At 60.8% G+C, this 18,232-nt stretch carries 12 protein-coding genes; 3 read left to right on the forward strand and 9 right to left on the reverse strand.

Annotated elements, in window-relative coordinates; all coding sequences use genetic code 11:
• The first annotated feature begins 261 nt into the window (after positions 1–261).
• Entirely contained in the window at positions 262–2,706 is a 2,445-nt protein-coding gene (locus tag AAGQ88_RS19215; protein ID WP_342653278.1) for an acyl-CoA dehydrogenase, read from the forward strand.
• Positions 2,707–2,760: 54 nt separating this feature from the next.
• Here AAGQ88_RS19215 and AAGQ88_RS19220 read toward each other — a convergent pair whose 3' ends face one another.
• The 5 genes from AAGQ88_RS19220 to miaE form a co-directional block, all read right to left on the reverse strand.
• Entirely contained in the window at positions 2,761–4,293 is a 1,533-nt protein-coding gene (locus AAGQ88_RS19220) for a DHA2 family efflux MFS transporter permease subunit (protein ID WP_285426008.1), read from the reverse strand.
• Between the two features lie 52 nt (positions 4,294–4,345).
• Positions 4,346–5,623, reverse strand: coding sequence for an HlyD family efflux transporter periplasmic adaptor subunit (locus AAGQ88_RS19225; protein ID WP_342653279.1), 1,278 nt, complete (start codon positions 5,621–5,623; stop codon positions 4,346–4,348).
• A gap of 10 nt (positions 5,624–5,633) precedes the next feature.
• A complete protein-coding gene (locus AAGQ88_RS19230) occupies positions 5,634–7,130 on the reverse strand; it encodes an efflux transporter outer membrane subunit (RefSeq protein ID WP_342653280.1) in 1,497 nt (498 codons plus the stop codon).
• Entirely contained in the window at positions 7,127–7,600 is a 474-nt protein-coding gene (locus AAGQ88_RS19235; protein ID WP_093464101.1) for a MarR family transcriptional regulator, read from the reverse strand. The genes AAGQ88_RS19230 and AAGQ88_RS19235 overlap by 4 nt, the downstream gene beginning before the upstream one ends.
• A gap of 205 nt (positions 7,601–7,805) precedes the next feature.
• Positions 7,806–8,414 carry a tRNA isopentenyl-2-thiomethyl-A-37 hydroxylase MiaE gene (gene miaE, locus AAGQ88_RS19240; protein ID WP_285426011.1) on the reverse strand — a complete coding sequence of 203 codons (609 nt, stop codon included), beginning with the start codon at positions 8,412–8,414 and terminating at the stop codon, positions 7,806–7,808.
• Positions 8,415–8,631: 217 nt separating this feature from the next.
• Here miaE and AAGQ88_RS19245 point away from each other — a divergent pair, with 217 nt between their 5' ends.
• A complete protein-coding gene (locus tag AAGQ88_RS19245) occupies positions 8,632–9,507 on the forward strand; it encodes a universal stress protein (protein ID WP_342653281.1) in 876 nt (291 codons plus the stop codon).
• 57 nt (positions 9,508–9,564) lie between these two features.
• Here the strand turns inward: AAGQ88_RS19245 and AAGQ88_RS19250 are convergent, their stop codons facing one another.
• Positions 9,565–10,038, reverse strand: a complete 474-nt coding sequence (locus tag AAGQ88_RS19250; protein WP_093464099.1) for a DUF1289 domain-containing protein — start codon at positions 10,036–10,038, stop codon at positions 9,565–9,567.
• 406 nt (positions 10,039–10,444) lie between these two features.
• Here AAGQ88_RS19250 and acnB point away from each other — a divergent pair, with 406 nt between their 5' ends.
• Positions 10,445–13,045, forward strand: a complete 2,601-nt coding sequence (gene acnB / locus AAGQ88_RS19255) for a bifunctional aconitate hydratase 2/2-methylisocitrate dehydratase (RefSeq protein WP_285426013.1) — start codon at positions 10,445–10,447, stop codon at positions 13,043–13,045.
• 85 nt (positions 13,046–13,130) lie between these two features.
• Here acnB and AAGQ88_RS19260 read toward each other — a convergent pair whose 3' ends face one another.
• Genes AAGQ88_RS19260 through AAGQ88_RS19270 form a run of 3 tightly spaced genes read right to left on the reverse strand, consistent with a single transcriptional unit; the run spans position 13,131 to position 18,150 of the window.
• Entirely contained in the window at positions 13,131–13,514 is a 384-nt protein-coding gene (locus AAGQ88_RS19260; RefSeq protein WP_342653282.1) for a hypothetical protein, read from the reverse strand.
• Positions 13,515–13,556: 42 nt separating this feature from the next.
• On the reverse strand, positions 13,557–13,880 hold the full coding sequence (locus tag AAGQ88_RS19265; protein WP_342653283.1) for a hypothetical protein: 324 nt from the start codon (positions 13,878–13,880) through the stop codon (positions 13,557–13,559).
• 1 nt (position 13,881) lies between these two features.
• On the reverse strand, positions 13,882–18,150 hold the full coding sequence (locus AAGQ88_RS19270; protein ID WP_342653284.1) for an RHS repeat-associated core domain-containing protein: 4,269 nt from the start codon (positions 18,148–18,150) through the stop codon (positions 13,882–13,884).
• Positions 18,151–18,232 lie beyond the last annotated feature (82 nt).

Genomic DNA, 18,232 nt, shown 5'->3' on the forward strand with positions numbered 1-18,232 from the left:
CGGCGGGCGACAGTCTAAACCATCGACGCCGGGGAACGCTGATTTCAAAGCAGCCGCATGGCCTGTGGGAACGAGCCGGTCGCTTCACCGCGCCCGACGGTTGCAACGCTGCCCGATGCGGGTGTTCGAGCCACACCCTCGCCTGCATCGGCCAGCCCTCGAACTCCCATGACAGCACGGGGTCACTATCGATGCGCGGGCCAGAGCGGCCGACTGCGTTGCCGATGGCGCTCGAAGCGTCATCATCAAGGAGGGCTGTTTATGCTGTTGTTGTGGATCGTTGTTCTGGTGATCGGCGTGGCGCTGTTGGCGCATCGACGTGTCGCCCCCTTTCCCGCGCTGGCTATCGTCGCGGTTTACCTGCTGGCGATGGGCGCCTTCAGTCATGCCCATGGCTGGATGATCATTCCCTGGTTGCTGTGGCTGGCCGTCGCGCTGCCGCTGGCTCTGCCGGACCTGCGCCGCAAACATTTCAGCGCGCCGATGTTCGCCTGGTTTCAGAAAGTGTTGCCGCCGATGTCCGAAACCGAGCGCGACGCGATCGATGCGGGCACGGTCTGGTGGGACGGTGAGCTGTTCAGCGGCCGTCCGGACTGGGACACGCTGCTCAGCTATCCGAAATCCCGCCTGACCGAAGAAGAACAAGCGTTCATCGATGGCCCTACCGAAGAGCTGTGCGCGATGGTCAGCGACTGGAAAATCGGTCAGGCCATGGACTTGCCCGCCGAAGCCTGGGCGCACATCAAGGCACACGGTTTCTTCGCCCTCATCATCCCGAAAGAGTATGGCGGCAAAGGCTTTTCGGCCTACGCACACTCGCAGGTGGCGATGAAACTGGCGACCCGCAGCGGCGACCTCGCCTCGACCGTCATGGTGCCCAACTCGTTGGGGCCAGCCGAATTGCTGCTGCATTACGGCACTGACGAACAGCGCAACCACTACCTGCCTCGCCTGGCGCGCGGCGAAGACATTCCGTGTTTCGCCCTCACCGGCCCATTGGCAGGTTCGGACGCGGGAGCGATGCCTGACACCGGCATCATCTGCAAGGGTCAGTGGCAAGGCGAAGAAGTCATCGGCCTGCGCCTGAACTGGGAGAAGCGTTACATCACGCTTGGCCCGGTCGCCACGCTGCTCGGCCTTGCGTTCAAGGCGTACGACCCTGAGCATCTGTTGGGCGAAGAAGAAGACCTGGGCATCAGTCTGGCGTTGATCCCCACCGACACACCGGGCGTGGAAATCGGTCGCCGCCACTTGCCGCTTGGCGCCGCCTTCATGAACGGCCCCAATTCGGGCAAGGACGTGTTCATTCCACTGGAATACCTGATCGGTGGGCAGGCCATGCTCGGCAAGGGCTGGATGATGCTGATGAATTGCCTGTCGGTGGGACGCTCGATCTCCCTGCCGGCGGTCGGCACCGGTGCCGCCAAATACACCAGTCTGGTGACCGGTCAGTACACGCAGATCCGTCAGCAGTTCAACGTGCCGCTGGCAGCCTTCGAGGGCATCCAGGAGTCGCTGGCTCGCATCGGTGGCAACGCCTGGCTGATGGACAGCGCGCGCATGCTGACTGCCAACGCCGTGGACCTCGGGGAAAAGCCGTCCGTGCTGTCGGCGATTCTCAAATACCACCTGACCGAACGCGGTCGCGAGTGCATCACCCACGCCATGGACGTGCATGGCGGCAAAGGCATCATCATGGGCCCGAACAACTATCTGGGCCGTTCGTGGCAGGGGGCGCCGATCTTCATCACCGTGGAAGGCGCCAACATTCTTTCGCGCAACCTGATGATCTTCGGCCAGGGCGCGATCCGTTGCCATCCGTTCGTGCTCAAGGAGATGGCCCTGGCCGGTCGTGAAGACCAGGACCGCGCGGTGGTTGAGTTCGACGGCCTGCTGCTGCAGCACATTGGTTTCGCCGTGCGTAATGCCGCCAGCACGCTGGTGCTCAATCTTGGTTTCGGCCACTTCGAACGCATGCCGGGGGACCGTCTGAGCCAGGGTTATTTCCGCGCACTCAACCGTCAGGCCGCGGCTTTCGCCATGCTCGCTGACCTGAGCATGATGCTGCTGGGCGGCGAGTTGAAGCGCCGCGAACGCCTGTCAGCGCGCTTGGGCGATGTGCTCAGTCATCTGTATCTGGCGTCGGCGGCGCTCAAGCGCTTCCACGACCTGGAGCATCCCGATGCACTGGTTCCTTTGTTCCGCTGGTCGATGGAGGAAGCGCTGGGTGAGTCGGAACGCGCACTCGATGAGCTGCTCAGCAACTTCCCGAACCGCGTGCTCGGGGCGATGTTGCGGGTCATCGTCTTCCCGTTCGGCCGGCGCCACAAGGGACCTTCGGACCTGCTCGACGCCGACGTCGCCGACATTCTCGGCCGCGCCAAAGGGGATCCGGCGCTGGAGTCGCTGCTCGCCGGCTGCTATCGCCCGACCTCGGCAGACGATCCTGTCGGCGCGTTGCAACACGCAAGCGACCTGCTCGGTGCCGCGAAAAGCCTGCACGGCAAACTGCATCACGGCGTGAAAAGTGGTCAGGTCAAAGCGGCGGGCGGCGAGCATGTGATCGATGCGGCGTTGAATGCCGGCGTGCTGCAAGCCGCCGAGGCGCAGACGCTGCGCGAGGCGGAAGCAGCACGGCGCAAGGTGATCGACGTGGATGACTTCGACAAGGAAGAGCTGACAGCGAGCGAAGGAAAAATCCGCTGAGCCTGTCCGTCGTCTGAGTGGCACAAAGGCGCTTCCCGAGTGGAAGCGCCTTTTTTAATGCCCGCCGCCAGGTCCGGCCTTGGCAGTAAACGGAGGTTTGGCCAGCCAGATGATCAGAATCAGCGTCAGGAATATCCAGCCCATCATGTAGAAGTAGTCAACGGTGGACATCATGTACGCCTGACTGGTGACCATGCTGTCGAGCTGCGCATAGGCCTGATTGCTCGCCCCACCCAACGTTTCCAGCGCATGCCGCGTCGTCGGCTCATAGCTGTTGACGTTCTCGCTGAGGTACGCGTGGTGCTGGTTGGCCCGGCGGATCCAGATCCAGGTCGTCAACGACGCCGCGAAACTGCCGCCCAGGTTCCGCAAGAACGTCGCCAGCCCCGAGCCGTCGGCAATCTGTGAGGGCGGCAGGTCCGATAGCAGAATGCTCAGCGTCGGCATGAAAAACAGCGCAATGCCCGCCCCCATGAACAGCTGCACCAGCGCGATGTGGGTAAAGTCGACCTGGCTTGTGAAGTCCGCGCGCATGAAGCAGCTCATGCCGATGCCCAGAAACGCCAGCCCTGCCAGCAGGCGCAGGTCGAACTTGTGCGCATATCGACCCACGAACGGCGAGGCCAGCACCGGCAGCACGCCGATCGGCGCCACAGCCAGCCCCGCGTAGGTGGGCGTGTAGCCCATTTGCGTCTGCAACCACTGTGGCAGGATCAGGTTGATGCCGAAAAACCCTGCATAACCGAACACCAGACAGATCGTCCCGACCCGGAAGTTGCGATAGGAAAACAGCCGCAGATTGACCACCGGATGGTCATCGGTCATTTCCCAGATCACGAACGCCGCCAGGCCAATGGCCGAAATGACCGTGCCGATGACGATGAAATTCGACTCGAACCAGTCCAGGTCATTGCCCTTGTCGAGCACGATCTGCAGGGCGCCCACACCAATGATCAGGGTGATGAGGCCCACATAATCCATCGGCTGACGACTGGTCTTGACCGGGCGGGCGGCCATTTGCGTGCGCACCACGAACGCGGCGAACAAACCGATCGGCACGTTGATGAAGAAGATCCACGGCCAGGTGTAACTGTCGGTGATCCAGCCACCGAGGATCGGCCCGGCAATCGGCGCCACCACCGTCACCATCGCCAGCAGTGCCAGTGCCATCCCCCGTTTCGCGGGCGGATAGACCGCGATCAGCAGCGTCTGCGTCATCGGATAAAGCGGCCCGGCGACGACGCCCTGTACGACCCGAAAACCCACCAGTTCAGGCATCGAGGTGGAAATTCCGCAGAGAAACGAGGCCATCACAAACAGCAGCGTGGCCCAGATGAACAGCTTCACTTCACCAAAACGCCGACTGAGCCAGCCGGTCAGCGGCAAGGCAATCGCGTTACTGACCGCGAAAGAGGTGATGACCCACGTGCCCTGCTCCGAACTCACCCCGAGGTTGCCGGAAATCGTCGGCAGCGCGACGTTGGCAATCGTGGTGTCGAGCACCTGCATAAAGGTCGCCAGCGACAGGCCTATCGTCGTCAACAACAGGCTTGGCGGCGTAAAAGAAGCGGGAGCGTTGTTACTCATCGCACATCCTTTGACACTCAAATGTCGCTCCGGCCAAGGCCGGAGCCATAGGTCAGCGCTGGGCCGTCTTGCCGGGAGCCGATGCGCTGTTTTCGTGGATCAGGCGTGCGATCAGCGTGTCGGCATCAGCCAGTTGCTTGACGTAGACGTCTGTGGTGAACGACGCCTGCTTGGGCGGCTGCTGCGCCAGGACCGGGCCGCTCTGGTCGTGCAGGTTCACATCGACGACCGTCGACAGGCCGATGCGCAAAGGATGCTGCGCCAGCTCGTCGGGATTGATGTGAATCCGCACCGGGACGCGCTGCACGATCTTGATCCAGTTGCCGGTGGCGTTCTGCGCGGGCAGCAGCGCGAATGCGCTACCGGTGCCGGCACCGACACTGTCCACCGTGCCGCTGTACTTGACTTCACTGCCGTACAGGTCAGCTTCGATGTCCACAGGCTGGCCAATGCGCATCTGGCCCAGCTGGGTTTCCTTGAAGTTGGCGTCGATCCACAGCTGATTCAGCGGAATCACTGCCATCAGCGCCGTGCCCGGCTGAACCCGCTGCCCCAACTGCACGGTACGTTTGGCGACATAACCGGTGACCGGCGCGATCAACGTACTGCGCGCGCTGTTCAGGTAGGCCTGACGCAACTGAGCGGCGGCAGCCTTGACGTCCGGATGCGACGAAACCTGCGTGTCGTCCACCAGCGCGGTGCTGGTCGCCAGTTGCTGCTGGATGTTGTTGAAGGCGTTCTGCGCACTGGTCAGGTCGTCCTTGGCGTGGGACAGCTCTTCCTGGGAAATCGCTCCGCCGGCGGCCAGATTGCGCCGACGGTTATAGTTGTCCTGAGCCTTCTGCACTTCGGCGCGCTGCGCGGCCAGCTGGGCTTTCATGCCGTCCACGTTGCTGTACAAGCCCCGGACCTGACGCACCACTTTACCCAGGTTGGCCTCGGCGCTTTGCAGCGCGACTTCCGCATCGTTCGGGTCGAACTGAACCAGAACCTGCCCTTCGCGGACCAGATCACCATCATCGGCGCCGATGCTGACGACGGTGCCGGTGACCTGCGGCGTGATCTCGACCACGTTGCCGTTGACATAGGCGTCATCGGTGCTCTCGTACCAGCGGCCGTACATCTCGTACCAGCCCCAGACGCCAAGACCGGCCAGCACCACAACCACCGCAAGGCCCACCAGCAGCCATTTGCGCTTGCGGGGATTACGGGCCGGCTGGCCTTGTTTGTTACCGGAGTCCTGCGAGTCCTTTGCGGCGTTCTGGGCATTCTGGCCCTGAGCGTCCTTTTGTTCGTTTGCAGCGTTGTTTTCGTTATCGGCAGTGGCCATGACGAGTACCTTAATGGGTCAGCGAAGCAGTTGACGGGACAGCCGGGGCGGCGTTTTCGCCGGGTCTGCTTTCTTCGAAGCCTCCCCCCAGGGCCTGCATCAACTGGATCGAGAGATCGATTCGTTCCGCGTTGAGATCAGCCAGTTGGCGCTGCGACTGCAGCAGTTGTTGCTCGACGCTCAGCACATCCAGGTAGTTGCCGATGCCGGACGAATAGCGCTGAGTGGCGGTGTTGAAGGACTTCTGAATAACGTCTGTCGCCTGCTGGCGCGCGTCGATCTGCGCACCGATCGCGCGCAACTGCCCGATGTTGTCGCTGACATCGCCCAAGGCGCGCACCAGGCTCTTGTTGTACTGCGCGACCGCGAGGTCGTAATCGGCATCGCGCGCATCAAGATCGGCGCGTCGACGGCCGCCGTCGAAGATCGGCAGCGAAACCGTCGGCGCGACATTGAAGAAGCGACTGGCCGAGCCGAACATCGCATCGCCCAACAGCGACTCCACGCCTGCCGACGCGCTCAGATTGAGGTTCGGGTAGAAGTTGGTCTTGCTGGCAACGATGTCCTTGCTCGCCGCCTCGACCCTCCAGCGCGCCGCCACCAGATCAGGACGACGACCCAACAGCTCGGCCGGCACCACCGATGGCAACGCCACCACAGCAGGCTTCAGAACATTGGGCCGAACGAGCTCTTCGCCGCGATCCGGGCCTTTGCCCATCAACACGGCCAACGCGATCTTCGCCGAGCGCAGGCGTTTTTCTGCATCGACCAGCGCCTCGCGGGAGCCGGCTTCCAGACTTTCGGTCTGCTGGTACTGGTATTCGCTGTCGATCCCGGACTTGAAGCGCCGTGCGCCCAGTTCCAGCAACTGGCGTGTGCGCTTGAGGTCTTCGGCGGCCAGATCGCGCACCACGTAGGCCTGCCCCAGATCGCTGTAGGCGCGTGCGACGTCGGCGGCGAGCGTCAATTGCGCCGCGCGCTGGTCGATTTCGCTGGCGCGGGCCTGGCCAAGGGCCGCTTCCCACGCGGCACGCTGTCCGCCCCACAAGTCGAAGTTGTAATTGAAGTTCGCACTCAGGCTGCGCAAAGTGCTGTAACGGCTGCCCTGCCCCAACGGGTCCTGATCGCGGGCCAGACGCGAGCGGCTGACACTGGCGTCGGCATCGACCGTCGGCATCCGGTCAGCGTCGGCGGCGTAGGCGGCGGCACTGGCCTGATGGCTGCGCGCAGACGCGATCTGCATGTCAGGGCTGTCACGCAGGGCCTCGGTGATCAGGCCGTTGAGTTGCGGGTCGCCCAGGCTGGTCCACCAATCCGGCCGAGGCCAGGCCGCGGCGGACAGATTGACGCCCTTGAGGCTTTGTCCGGCCTGCAACGTGTTAGCGTCCAGACCCACGCCTTCAGTGTCCAGGCCTTTGGAACTGGCACAACCGGCCAGCACCATCGCCCCGAAAATCAGGCTCAGAGAGGTGCGCAAGGCAGCGCCCTGTTTGCGTTGAATGTTCATCGTTCGGCAATCCTGGCGAGCGTGATGGGATCGGCCGAGGCAACCAGAATCTTGGTGAGGATCTTTTCCAGCATGGCCAGTTCGCTGTCGTCCAGCACGCCGACCATCTCGTTCATCGCCTGAGCGCCAATCTGCGGGAGCAGATCGGACAGCGCCTTGCCGCCCTCGGTCAGCACCAGCCGGATCTGCCGACGATCCACTTCCGAACGCGTGCGGGCGAGCAGGTCTTTCTGCTCCAGACGGTCCAGCATGCGGGTCATCGAACCACTGTCCAGCGAGAGCATGCGGCATAGATCCGCAGGCGCTTCGGCACCGAATCTGGCGATCATGATCAACACTTTGAACTGCTGGGCAGTCACGCCCTGCGGCTCAAGATGCTTGTCGAGGATGCGGTTTTTCAGTTGTTCAGTGCGGCCCAGAAGCATGCCCAGCAGGCTGTCCTGGAAATTTTCGGGGGTGAAATGCGCCATTGATAGTCACCAATTATCTGCCTAGGCAGTAAGTGAGTGAAAATATAACTGCCTAGGCAGCTAACACACAATGAAACATTTTTTAGGATGCAAAGTTTCAGACAAGCGTGCTTGCCGAATGCAGATTCGAGGGATGTCGCCAGTCACGCTGGCGCAGGGCGAATGGCGGACAGGCGCACGAAGCGCCTGATCAAAAGAGAAGGGTCTAAAACGCCGGCACGCCGCTATGGAAGCGGAAGTCTTCATCCGGGCTTTCGATGAGTTCGCGTTCGGCCAGGCGGATTTCTTCGATCTTGGCGTCCACGTCGGCCTCGTCGCCATAGGTGTAGGCCAGCTTCAGATAGTCCTGAAAGTGCCGCGCTTCGGACTTCAACAGGCTGGCGTAGAACTTCGACAGGTCCGCATCCAGATGTGGCACCAGCGCAGCAAACCGCTCGCATGAGCGCGCCTCGACGATGGCGCCGACGATCAATGCATCGGTCAGGCGATAGGGATTGTGGTTGCGCACCCGCTTGCGCAGCGACCCGGCGTAACGCGCCGAACTGATGTTGGCCATCGGAATGCCACGCTTTTTGATGATGCCGATCACTTGTTCGAAATGACGCAGTTCTTCCCGGGCCAGGCGCGACATCTTCGCCAGCAGGTCGAACTTGTCGTTGTACTGGAACATGAACTGAAAAGCGGCGCCCGCGGCCTTCTTTTCGTTGTTCGCATGGTCGATCAACAGAATGTCGAGATTGCGCAGGGCCGCCTGAACCCAACTGTCCGGGGTGGGGCAAAGCAGGAAGGCGTCGACTTCTGGATAAATCTGCATGAGTTCACAACTGACTGGCTGGGCAAGGCGCAGCATTATACGGGGCCTGCCGGGCAGAACCAGCCTTGGACGCATCAAAAGGCTGAACCTGATCAGCTCCCTGAGTGAGCGCAGGCATCTATAGTGAAATGGCAGGTGAAACGGCAAGTGAAAAAGGAAGAGTCAACAGGCGCCGATGACCGAAGGTTTCGGGACGCCTTTCAGGGGAGATCAGCTCATGCAATCGATTCGCAGGATTCTCGTCGTCATCGAGCCCGACGCCGAAACCGATCAGGCTGAAAGCCTGGCCATCCGCAGGGCCTGCCTGCTCGCCGATCACACTGGGGCGAGCCTGCATCTGCTGGTATGTGACAAACACTCCAACCATGCCGAGTTGCTGACGACGCTCAAGCACGACCTGCTCGCCGAGGACTTCAATGTCACCGCCCAGCAGGACTGGCATGAAAGTGTGCACCAGACCATCATCAACGTGCAGCAGGCCGAAGGCTCGGATCTGGTCATCAAACAGCATTTCCCCGACAGCCCCCTGAAGAAGGCGCTGCTGACGCCCGATGACTGGAAGCTGCTGCGCTACTGCCCGTGCCCGGTGTTGCTGGTCAAAACCGACCGACCGTGGAAAGGTTCGCCCGTGCTGGCAGCGGTCGACGTGGGGAATCCGGATGGCGAGCATTGCGCCCTGCATCACAGCATCGTTCAGTACGGCTATGACCTGGCCCGCCTTACGGGCATTGACCTGCATGTCATCACCGCTCATCCCTCCCCCATGCTGTCCGCCGCCGACCCGGTCTACCCGCTGTCAACGGACGTCGAAGCGCAATATCGCGAGCAATGCCGGGCGTTCCAGGCCGAATTCAACGTCGACGACAGCCACCTGCATATCGCTCAAGGGCCAGCGGACGTCTTGATTCCTCACACGGCGCATCATCTCAAAGCCGCGGTGACGGTGATCGGTACGGTGGGCAGGACAGGCATTTCCGGCGCGTTGATCGGCAATACTGCAGAAGTGGTGCTCGACTCACTGGAAAGTGACGTGCTGGTGCTCAAAAGCGAGGAAATACTCAAGCACCTGGAAGAGGCGCTGGCGAAGGGTTGATGGGCTGGCGACTGGCACAATCGCCGACAAGCGCGCCCCGCAGTGCATCTGGCGTGATCAAACCCCGCCCATGGCGTCCTTAAGAAAGCCTGGCGCGATATAGCGTTCGTAGTGCGCTTCGGAGAGCAGGAAAAATTCCCGATCAATGGCATCTCGCAATTCGGGCAGCGACCAGTCGCGGAATTCAGGCAGCAACACCATGCCGTAGGCGTCCAGCTGATTGATGACGCGCGCGCCGCGAGCGATCAACTGATAGGCCCAGCAGTATTCGGACTGCTGCGGCACGAAGCGGATCTTGCGTTGTTCCAGTTGCAGGCGCAGCTTGTGGGGATCGAACACTTCGACTTTTGCCGCCATGACCTGCACCAGCAGTTGCTCCAGGCGTAACCACACCGCTCGCTTTTCATCTTCGTTGTAGCCATTCCAGTGAATGACCTCGTGATGAAAACGCTTGCAGCCGCGACACACCAGGTCGCCGTAGACGGTGGAACACAGCCCCACGCAGGGCGTTTTGATGATGTGGTTGGGCATGGCGGGAAGACACGGCGGCGGACAAAACGAGCCCGCATGTTAGCCCTTTGTCTAACGCGGTACACCCCTGAAGATGTAGGGGCTAACTTACCTTTAGTTTTTTTTTGCCGTAGAATCACCGGGCCTTTTAAGGCGCCAATGTCCGTTGGAAGCTGTTTTCAAAGCGTCACGAGCACAGTCAGGGCTTTCCTTGAAAGCCTACCCCGCAGACGGTTCCACGACGCAGGCTCGCCTGCGTCCCCTCCGCCGAACCGCTCATGCAGGCGTAAAACTTTGAAAACAGCTTCTGTTGGAAATCGTCAGCTTCCTGCCAAGAAACTCAAAAAGTTTTGACATGCACGGTCGCGGACCTTTTCCGGATGAGCGTCCCGGACACCCATTTGGGACCACTGATGAGGGTAATACTGTGCTTGAAGCCTACCGTAAACACATCGAAGAGCGTGCCGCCCAGGGTATCGTGCCCCAGCCGCTTAACGCCGAACAAACCGCAGGCCTGGTCGAGCTGCTGAAAAACCCACCGGCTGGCGAAGAAGCTGTCCTGCTTGACCTGATCACCAATCGCGTTCCACCTGGAGTTGACGAAGCTGCCTACGTCAAAGCCGGTTTCCTCTCCGCTCTGGCCAAGGGCGAAGTCACTTCCCCTCTGCTGGACAAGAAGCGCGCCGTCGAGCTGCTCGGCACAATGCAGGGCGGCTACAACATCGTCACCATGGTCGATCTGCTGGACGACGCCGAGCTTGCGCCGGTCGCCGCTGAGCAACTGAAGCACACCCTGCTGATGTTCGACGCCTTCCACGACGTCGCGGAAAAAGCCAAGAACGGCAACGCACACGCTCAAGCCGTGCTGCAGTCCTGGGCTGACGGCGAGTGGTTCCAGAAGCGCCCGACCCTGGCCGAGAAAATCAGCCTGCGCGTCTTCAAAGTCACCGGCGAAACCAACACCGACGACCTGTCGCCTGCGCCTGATGCCTGGTCGCGCCCGGATATCCCGCTGCACGCCCTGGCCATGCTGAAAATGGCCCGCGACGGCATCGTGCCTGACGTGCAAGGCTCCATCGGCCCGATGAAGCAGATCGAAGAAATGCGCGGTCAAGGTTTCCCTATCGCCTACGTCGGTGACGTGGTCGGTACCGGTTCCTCGCGTAAATCGGCGACCAACTCGGTGCTGTGGTTCTTCGGTGATGACGTTCCTTACGTCCCGAACAAGCGCGCCGGCGGCTTCTGCTTCGGCAGCAAGATCGCTCCGATCTTCTACAACACCATGGAAGATGCGGGCGCACTGCCTATCGAATTCGATGTGTCGAGCATCAACATGGGCGACGTCATCGACGTGTACCCGTACGAAGGCAAAGTCACCAAGCACGACAGTGACGAAGTCATCACCACGTTCGAACTGAAAACGCCAGTATTGCTGGACGAAGTTCGCGCTGGCGGCCGTATTCCGCTGATCATCGGTCGTGGCCTGACCGGCAAGGCGCGCGCCGAGCTGGGCCTGCCGCCTTCGACCCTGTTCAAGCTGCCAGAAGTCCCTGCTGCCAGCACCAAAGGCTTCACCCTGGCGCAGAAGATGGTCGGCAAGGCCTGTGGCACCGACGGCATTCGTCCGGGCACCTACTGCGAACCGAAGATGACCACCGTCGGCTCTCAGGACACCACAGGTCCGATGACCCGTGACGAACTGAAAGATCTCGCGTGCCTGGGCTTCTCCACCGATCTGGTGATGCAGTCCTTCTGCCACACCGCCGCTTATCCAAAGCCGATCGACGTCAAGACCCACCACACGCTGCCTGACTTCATCATGACCCGTGGCGGCGTTTCGCTGCGTCCGGGCGACGGCATCATCCACAGCTGGCTGAACCGCATGCTGCTGCCGGACACCGTCGGCACCGGTGGCGACTCGCACACCCGCTTCCCGATCGGTATTTCGTTCCCGGCCGGTTCCGGTCTGGTCGCCTTCGCCGCTGCCACTGGCGTCATGCCGCTGGACATGCCGGAGTCGATCCTGGTTCGCTTCAAAGGCAAGCTGCAACCGGGCGTCACCCTGCGCGACCTGGTTCACGCGATCCCTTACTACGCGATCCAGAAAGGCCTGCTGACCGTCGAGAAGAAAGGCAAGAAAAACGCCTTCTCGGGTCGCATCCTGGAGATCGAAGGTCTGGAAACCCTGACCGTCGAGCAAGCGTTCGAACTGTCTGACGCATCGGCCGAGCGTTCCGCTGCCGGTTGCACCATCAAGCTGTCGAAAGAGTCGATCGCCGAGTACCTGAAGTCGAACATCACCCTGCTGCGCTGGATGATCGGCGAAGGCTACGGCGACCCACGTACGCTGGAGCGTCGTGCTCAGGCGATGGAAGCCTGGGTTGCCAACCCTGAGCTGCTGGAAGCCGATGCTGACGCTGAATACGCCGAAGTCATCGAAATCGATCTGGCCGACGTCAAGGAGCCTGTGCTCTGCGCGCCGAACGACCCGGACGACGCCCGTCTGCTGTCCAGCGTCGCTGGCGAGAAGATCGACGAAGTGTTCATCGGTTCGTGCATGACCAACATCGGCCACTTCCGCGCCGCGGGTAAGTTGCTGGATCAGGTCAAGGGCCAGTTGCCAACGCGTCTGTGGCTGTCGCCTCCGACCAAGATGGACGCCCATCAGCTGACCGAAGAAGGCTATTACGGCATCTACGGCAAAGCCGGTGCGCGCATGGAAATGCCGGGCTGCTCGCTGTGCATGGGTAACCAGGCACGCGTTGAGCCGAACTCCACTGTGGTCTCGACATCGACCCGTAACTTCCCGAACCGTCTGGGCGATGGCGCGAACGTTTACCTGGCTTCGGCTGAGCTGGCGTCCGTTGCATCGATCCTGGGTCGCCTGCCGACCGTCGAGGAATACATGGAGTACGCGGGCAAGATCGACAGCATGGCAGCCGATGTCTATCGCTACCTGAGCTTCGACCAGATCGCCGAATTCCGTGAAATCGCAGCCAACGCCAACATCCCGGTCGTTCAAGCGTAAGCACGTAATACCGCGTTGAAAAAGCCCCGCTTTGGCGGGGTTTTTTTATGGCTGACCTGGAAGATCATGCCTAATCAACGCACCGTTATTCAATATAAGTGCTGCAACTTTGGAAACTCAAGCTCGCAACAGTGATATCAAACGCCCACTCTGACTCACGAGCCTGTATACGAATATTTTCACCTTCTCTGGAAAAGTCGAAGAAAGCGAAACCTATATTCATCCAGTTGGAGATATTTATATCTTTGGCGCCGCTTCCCAAAAGATTTATCACGATTACATCATAGCTCTGCCCATACACACCCCATTTAGCGATCTCCAACGCAGGCCGTTGTTTGGTATGGATACTCATGCTGAACGTCCCTGCATCCTGCAACCCAAACTGCCCTATCCTCAGAAACTTGGACAGACCTTCGGGATATATCTTCTTTAGAAAAAAGTCATGGTAGATAAATTCGATTATATTCATGAAACGTCCTAAAAATGCGCCATTTAACATTTTACTACAGCGCTAGTCTCCAGGCTTTTCCCAATATCTAAGCAACTCCATCTCTCGTTCAAGGTCACTCATATCATCTTCCCCACGCTGATTATCAAACTTCCCAGCCACAATTCTCCGGACTTTAGCGAGACGCTGGGTTATCTGACCCTGGTCGATAAACCGCGTGGTTTCAAGCGCATATTCAATATCCGTTTCATCCGTAGGTGGAGCGGACGCTCTGTTGTAATAGTAACCGGCTATCTTATCCAACGAGATCAAAATATAGGCTACCTCTTTTAACAATGATATAGCCTCCCCACCGGAAAGCTCAATCATTTCATTCTTTTCAAGCATGCTACTTCCTTTTAATAAATTCTGGGTTGCTTAATTTTAGATCTCCCTCTACCGTCAGCTCAAGTCTGTGATATCGACGGTTCCTCACCCACTCTAGCAGTTCCTCAGGCGCATCAGTTTCCACATAGTCGCGACCTTTGTTATCTGCAATATGATATCTTTCTCTCACTGCGGTTTCGCTAAGTGGTTTATTGCTGGCAAGTTCAAGATAGACTCGATTATTGTCATGCGCTCTTATATACCCACTCTCCTCGATTCCTTTTAAACCTTTTCTACTTGTGTAGTGCCGTACCCGAACGCACGACCACCCCCACGGATCTACCCACCCTACCGGATTCGGCGCGTATCGGTACAGGTTCAGTCCGCCCGCCAATCCGATCGGGTCCGGGGTTGTAAAGCGGCCTATATCCGGGTCGTAGAACCTGAAGGTGTTGTAGTGCAGTCCGGTTTCACGATCAAGGTATTGGCCCTGGAACCGCAGGTTCTGGTTTTCGACGAAGTGGGCTTCGCGGGTTTCCCGGGCGGTGTTGCCCCAGACTCGGTAGCGCGCCTGCCATACAGGCTGGCCGTCGGCCTCGGTAAGTTGTTCCGGCAGGCCGTTAAGGTCGTTGTGGTAATAGCGGACGGTCTGGTGTTCGCCTCGGCCATCGACGCGGGCCAAGGGCTCGTGGCTTCCGTCGGCGTAGAGGTAAAGGGTCGGCAGGCTGTTTTGCGCTTCCTGCAGCAGGCGCAGACCGTCCCACGTGAATCGGGTCTCGCTGAGCACATGACCGGCGGGATGGAGCAACGTTTTGCCGATGCGTCGGCCCAGTGGGTCGTAGGTCATGCGCACGACATGACGGTCGGGGTTTCGCACTTCGATGAGGCGGCTTTCGGCATCGTAGACGAACCGCTGCAGGCCGCGCGCGGCGCTGCGTTTCTCGATCAGGCGACCGAAGCTGTCGTATCGGTAGCGTTTGTCCTCGTAAGACACGAGCCGGTTATGAGTGACCCGACCGTTGCGCGATGGCGGGCCGTCCATGAGGTTGGCCGCGGGATCGTAGGCGAATTGCTCCAGCAGCCCGCTCTGGCTGTCCTGAGTGGACAGGATCCGACCGCTGGCGTCGTACGCCAACAGGGTGCGGTGATGTCCATGATGTTGGTGATCGACCCGGCCGGTCAGATTGTCGATCAGGTCGTATTCGTAACCTTTCGAGCTGTCGGCTGGCAGCGGTCTGGGGCGGCTGATGTGCTGACGCGTGCGTGAGTGCAGCCGGCCGCTGCGATCGTAGGCGCTGCGCGTGTGGATCTGGCCTTGGGTTCGCATCACTTCGCGGTGCAGACGATCGCGCTCGAAATCGCAGATGACCTCACCGTCCAGGTTGATCTGGTGCAGGTGACCGCTGCCGTAGAGCAGCCGATTTATCCAGCGCCCATCGGGCGTGCGGGTCTGGATCAGGTTGCCGAGTTCGTCGTACCGATGATGAAGCGTGCCAGTGGCGGTGGTTTCGCTGAGCAGCTGACCCAGACCGTCGTAGCAGAACCCCACGCTCTGCCGATCGCCGTCCGGATCGGTAAAGCTGACTTCGACGAGATTGTCGAGTGCATCGTAGTCATACGCAGTGCGCCCATCGTCGGTCAGTCTGGCGACCAGCCGGCCAACAGCGTCTCGCTCCAGCACATGGACGATGGCTTCCTCGCCCGCTACCTGACGGATCCAGACCGGATTATCCAGCGCGTCGTAGCGGTAGTGGCGCTGGCCACCATCCAGGTTCTGCCAGGACGAAAGTCGGTCACCGGCGTCCCAGCCAAAGCGGTAGGTTTCGCCGTTCTCGTTGATCAGGGCATCCAGCCGGCCATAAGCGTCGTAGCGATAGTCGACCGCTCGTTCATGAGGATCCAGACGTCTTAGCAGCTGACCCCGCCGGTTGTACTGGTATCGCGTGAGGTCCCCGGCGGCGGTGACGTAGCCGGTGAGCAAACCGCTGTCGTCTCGCATGAAACGCTCGATGCGCCCGACCGGCGACTCGCGTTGCAGCAAACGTCCCTGAGCGTCATGGCAGTAATCAGTGGGCTCGCCAAATGCGTCGGTGATGCGGTTCAGAAAGCCGAGTCGGTCGTACTGAAACTCGGTCGTGTACCCCGAGCAGTCAGCGTAAGCGAGCAACTGCCCGAACGCGTTCCAGCGCAGCTGCTTGCTCTTGCCGCTGGCATCGATGATTTCGACTACCCGGCCATCCTCGTCGAAACGGTAGCGAGTCACCTGACCCAACGGGTCAGCTTCATGGGTGCGATTGCCGCGCGCATCGTAGCGGTAGTGCCAGTGATTGCCCGCCGCATCGGTTTGCGCGCGGGGCAGCGACCAATGCTCCAGCCATCGCGTTGACTCGGTGCGCCCGAGCGGATCTTTGGTCGAACTCAGGTTGCCGGCCTCGTCATAGCCGAATGTCCAGAGGCCAAGAGCAGGGTCGGTTGCGCTGATCAGCTGACGCTCATCGTTCCACACGAACTGCCACGTCTGGTCGAGGTTATCGGTGTACTCGGTGATCTGATGCTGACTGTTCCATCGGCGCACGCTGCGGCGATTCAGGCCGTCAGTGACAACGGTGCTGCCCGCACTCAAGTCGTACCCGAAACGATATGCGTCGCCATCATCGGTCCAGTGGTGAATCACCCGCCACTCGCGGGCATCAATCAGGGCCCATTCATAGAAACAGCGCAGCCCGGAGGGCAACTGGTGTTCAACCATGTGGCGCCGGGCGTCATAGGCGAAACGCCGCTGAACCTTGTCCAGCGAATCGTGCACTTCGCGCAGATTGCCCTCTGCGTCATAGGCGTAGCGGACCAGAACCGCGCCAGGTCCGTCATCGAACAGCCGCTCGACGTGGGCGATCCGCCCCGGCCATTGCGCCGAGTACACCAACCTGATGCGGACGATATCGAGCGCGTCATGCAAGTGCGCAAGGCGTCCCTGCGCGTCGTACACCATATGAATACGGTTGTCGTTGCGGTCTCCCAGTTGACTGAGCCGTAAGCATGTCGGCGCGACGAGGTTCGGCTCGAACAGCCGGTACACCCCGTCCTCGCTCTCGATCAGCAGTCGCCCGTCGGCATGCCGCCTGACCGCCAGCCCCTCGCCCGGACTGAATACCGCGCTGCCGGGCGTGATTGCGCCCATGTCGATTCGCCGCGCCTGTTCGTCGACATAGATCAGCCGCTCGCCGCCCTCCGCGAGTGGCTCGAGCTCTACACTCACCTCAAACGGCACGCTCCAGCCCGCGCCCAACAGCCCGTGGCGACGCTCATCCCGACTGCTGTAGAAGCGCTGCCACTGAATCGGCAACATGCCTGGCAGTACGAAATCCAGTTCCTCAGGCCCGCCGAGCACCTTGGCGCCCGTTGCCGCATGCACCGGGTTCGGCGAACCGGAAACCGCTCTACTCAATGCCTCGGCGACTGCCCCCACGGCATAGGCGTTGGCGGTGCCCAGCAACAGACAGGGCAGATTGCTCACGAATGCTGCCGGGCCACCGCGCAGTATCATCAGTGCAGAAACGGCCAGGCCGACGCCCGGCGTCTTGCCACTGCGGATGGTGCGCACGACCGCCTTGCCGCCACCAATGCGCACGTTCGGCGAAATTGATCCCGATGAAACCACTGTGGCGTCGCAGGTACTGCGATCGGCGCTGCGCACTGCGGGCTGGCCGTTGATGAACACCGAGCTCGAGCCCTCGGCCAGGTACTGCCCCGCCGTGCCGGGATGTCTGTCGCAAAGGATCTGATCATCCGGCAGCGGCGAGGCGCCGGGATCCGGGGTCGCCACGGTGGGTCGCCACAGCTCGGAGAAAAAGCCTTTGGCCACGTCCAGAAAAGTGCCCTCAGGCGCCGGGTCTTCAGGCAGGTCGTCAGGAGCAGAGGCAGTGGCGCCGGCGGCCCGCGCGGCTGGCAGTCCGTTAATGAAAACGTTGTGCGAGCCCGTTGAGATACGCGCACAGACGGTCGGCGGGAAAAGATCATTGGCCAGGTTTTCGCAAAACTCAGTCAGCTGGCTGTCTGCGCCAGTGAGGTGCATGCCAACCGTGACGGCGCCCCCAACGACCACACCGAGCACACAGGCGCCGAGGCCGGCTGTGGCGACGGTCGCCCCCGCAGCGGCGACGATCGCCGCACTCACCAGAGCACCGACTCCCACCGTGGCGAACACCTCGAGCGCGCCACCGAACACGTCGGCCATCACTGAACTATGGGCAAGGGCGTCACCCTGACGGGCAGCCCAAAGGGCGTCAGACATTCCGCGTTCCGCGCTGAGAAAAGCGCGAAATCTAGAGGCTAAAACCGCCGCTGTCTGAGCGCAGAAACACAAAAGGAGAGCG

The organism is Pseudomonas sp. F3-2, assembly GCF_038804275.1.
GTDB lineage: Bacteria > Pseudomonadota > Gammaproteobacteria > Pseudomonadales > Pseudomonadaceae > Aquipseudomonas.

Bases quoted from the DNA above. Each gene is read 5' to 3' on its own strand.
- AAGQ88_RS19215 (WP_342653278.1), top strand. From the start codon at position 262: ATGCTGTTGTTGTGGATCGTTGTTCTGGTGATCGGCGTGGCGCTGTTG.
- AAGQ88_RS19220 (WP_285426008.1), bottom strand. From the start codon at position 4,293: ATGAGTAACAACGCTCCCGCTTCTTTTACGCCGCCAAGCCTGTTGTTG.
- AAGQ88_RS19225 (WP_342653279.1), bottom strand. From the start codon at position 5,623: ATGGCCACTGCCGATAACGAAAACAACGCTGCAAACGAACAAAAGGAC.
- AAGQ88_RS19230 (WP_342653280.1), bottom strand. From the start codon at position 7,130: ATGAACATTCAACGCAAACAGGGCGCTGCCTTGCGCACCTCTCTGAGC.
- AAGQ88_RS19235 (WP_093464101.1), bottom strand. From the start codon at position 7,600: ATGGCGCATTTCACCCCCGAAAATTTCCAGGACAGCCTGCTGGGCATG.
- miaE (WP_285426011.1), bottom strand. From the start codon at position 8,414: ATGCAGATTTATCCAGAAGTCGACGCCTTCCTGCTTTGCCCCACCCCG.
- AAGQ88_RS19245 (WP_342653281.1), top strand. From the start codon at position 8,632: ATGCAATCGATTCGCAGGATTCTCGTCGTCATCGAGCCCGACGCCGAA.
- AAGQ88_RS19250 (WP_093464099.1), bottom strand. From the start codon at position 10,038: ATGCCCAACCACATCATCAAAACGCCCTGCGTGGGGCTGTGTTCCACC.
- AAGQ88_RS19260 (WP_342653282.1), bottom strand. From the start codon at position 13,514: ATGAATATAATCGAATTTATCTACCATGACTTTTTTCTAAAGAAGATA.
- AAGQ88_RS19265 (WP_342653283.1), bottom strand. From the start codon at position 13,880: ATGCTTGAAAAGAATGAAATGATTGAGCTTTCCGGTGGGGAGGCTATA.
- AAGQ88_RS19270 (WP_342653284.1), bottom strand. From the start codon at position 18,150: ATGTCTGACGCCCTTTGGGCTGCCCGTCAGGGTGACGCCCTTGCCCAT.